Genomic DNA, 1,375 nt, shown 5'->3' with positions numbered 1-1,375 from the left:
AAGGCGCAAATAAGGGTTTCAAAGTATCATGACCGTATACCGCAATGTTATTGTACATGATAGGAATAAACGCCCAGTGCAGCCCCATAACAACTAACATCTGCCACCCGGCACCTACAATGACTCCCGCTACAATCGGACTCAAATTGTATAAGAAGGTGTAGCCCTTAGCCATTCCCAAGCTGGCATATATTCCAATCGGTCCAACCGCGATCAGAGTCAAGGGAACAATGACCATTAGACAGATAAGTGGCGTTATAAAATTTTTCACGCTATCATGAATTACTCTATTCAGGAATTTCTCCAGAATCGATAGCAACCAAATCGCGATAATCACTGGAATAACCGAAGAAGTATAACTCATAAGAACAACTGGAATATTGAAGAACGTAATATCCACTTTATCGTTATACAAAGTAATAATATTCGGGTATACCAGAGCTCCCGCTACTGCAAGCGCTACAAACGTATTCGCTCCAAACTTTCTCGAAGAAGTGACTGCAATCGCTAGCGGCAGGAAATAAAAGATACTATCTGCGGCAGCGAACCAGATCGAATAGACACCACCTGTTTTGGTGAGCCATCCTAACGAGACAAGCATTAATAAAAGCCCTTTCAAAATACCGGAAGCTGCCAGCGCCCCCAAAAATGGTGTGAAAATACCGGAAATAATATCCACCGTTTTGTTGAACCAGTTGCCTTCAGGAGCAGCGGATGCATTCGATTTGTCGTCATCTCCAAGGCTACTGATCTTTAAAATGTCTTTATATACGTCCCCTACCGTATTTCCAATGACCACTTGATATTGTCCACCGTTTTCAACAACTGTAATAACCCCGGGAATATTTTGTGTTTGGTTCTTGTCGGCCTGATCCCTGCTATTTAATTTAAATCTTAACCGAGTGGCACAATGCACCAAGCTAGAGACATTTCCTTCTCCGCCAACGGACGCTAAAATGTCTTTTGCCAGTTTTTCATTGGACATACTGCTCGCTCCTTTAATCCTCATTTGGCATTTTTCTATAAAAGTAAACGTTTACATGGATGGTGGTAATTCAAAGACTCTACGCGCACTCCAAGGAGTACGAAAAGAATATAGAGTCTCTGAATTACACGGGGTCAATCGTTACCGGCTTCTTCCTACCATTCTCTTGATTGTATGTCTGCGTCCTTTAATGGACAGCGCAAGCTGGTATACGTTCTCAGGAAGAGGTGTTCCTGCATAACCACCATCTCCAATGGCATGAATATCCGCGCCCGTCTGTTTCATCATGAGTGCGATCCAGGCAATCGTTTGAACATCTGCCCCTTCAACTGAGCTGTTCAGGAAAGAAAGAGCAAGCGTTCCGGGTTTATATGAATGGACAAATTCTCC

Annotated in this window: 2 protein-coding genes; both read right to left on the bottom strand. The window is 43.2% G+C overall.

What is annotated here, in order from left to right; genetic code table 11:
• Positions 1-985, bottom strand: a 985-nt coding sequence (locus tag GRP75_RS27025; RefSeq protein WP_160790897.1) for a PTS transporter subunit EIIC, incomplete at its 3' end; no start/stop codon positions are given.
• Positions 986-1,126: 141 nt separating this feature from the next.
• A partial coding sequence (locus tag GRP75_RS27020) for a DUF7916 family protein (RefSeq protein ID WP_483311122.1) occupies positions 1,127-1,375 on the bottom strand: 249 nt, incomplete at its 5' end.

Origin of the sequence: Paenibacillus sp. OT2-17, assembly GCF_009827695.1 — a bacterium.
Lineage (GTDB): Bacteria > Bacillota > Bacilli > Paenibacillales > Paenibacillaceae > Paenibacillus > Paenibacillus polymyxa_B.
The sequence above is the reverse complement of the archived record's forward strand: the minus strand, read 5'-3'. Positions and strand labels throughout refer to the sequence as shown.